Annotated in this window: 1 protein-coding gene; it reads left to right on the top strand. The window is 70.0% G+C overall.

Annotated features, from left to right (window positions below):
- Positions 1-69: 69 nt before the first annotated feature.
- Positions 70-1,094 (top strand): AI-2E family transporter (locus ACTOQ2_RS43895; RefSeq protein ID WP_440107968.1); only part of this gene is annotated, 1,025 nt, incomplete at its 3' end.

Below are 1,094 nucleotides of genomic sequence, written 5' to 3'. Positions count from 1 at the left end.
GCGGACGCGCCCGGTCGTGACGGTCGCCGTGCCGGCGCGCTCCGGCCCGGCTGTGTCTAAGGTGATCTCGTGCCTGCCCCGCTGAACGTCACCAAGACCCGCGCCGCACTGCGCACCTCGGCGCGGATCTCCCTGCAGATGCTGCTCGTCGTGCTGATGGCCGCACTCACCCTGTGGATCCTGGGCCAGATGTGGTCGATCATCTGGCCCCTGGTCATCGCCCTGCTGCTCACCACCTTGACCTGGCCCATCACCCGCTTCCTGCGCCAACACGGCTGGCACCCCACCCTGGCCGCCTCCACCGTGACCGCCCTGTTCCTGCTCCTCGCCGCCGGCACCCTGGTCCTCATCGCCGTCCCGGTCGCCTCCCAAGCCGGCGAACTGGCCACCGGCGTCGGCAACGGCATCCAACGCCTACGCGACTGGGCCGCCGGACCACCCCTCAACATCGGCGCCGACCAACTCAGCACCGCCCTCGACACCGCCGCCACCCGCATCCAATCAAGCGTCGGCAGCATCGTCACCGCCACCGTCACCGGCGTCGGCACCATCCTCAACGGCCTGGTCACCACCGTCCTGGCCCTGTTCCTGATGTTCTTCTTCCTCAAAGACGGCCCCCGATTCCTCCCCTGGCTCACCCGCCAGCTCCCCGGCCGCCTGGCCACCGACCTGCCCACCGTGGCCGCCCACAGCTGGGACACCCTGGGCTCCTTCGTCCGCTCCCAAGCCTTCGTCGGCCTGCTCGACGCCATCTTCATCGGCCTGGGCCTCTGGATCGTCGGCGTCCCCCTCGTCCTGCCCCTGGCCGTCCTGACCTTCGTCGCGGCCTTCATCCCCATCATCGGCGCCCTGTTCGCCGGCTTCGTCGCCGTCCTGATCACCCTGGTCTCCAACGGCCCCACCGACGCCCTCATCGTGCTCGCCATCATCATCGCCGTCCAGCAACTCGAGGGAAACGTCTTCCAGCCCATGGTGCAAAGCCGCGGCCTGGGCCTGCACGCCGCCGTGATCCTCCTCGCCGTCACCCTCGGCGGCAACCTCGCCGGCATCGTGGGCAGCCTGCTCGCCGTACCCGTCGCCGCCCTGATCGCCGT

Source organism: Streptosporangium sp. H16 (genome assembly GCF_051918855.1).
Lineage (GTDB): Bacteria > Actinomycetota > Actinomycetes > Streptosporangiales > Streptosporangiaceae > Streptosporangium.
This window is presented reverse-complemented; position numbering and strand designations above follow the sequence as displayed.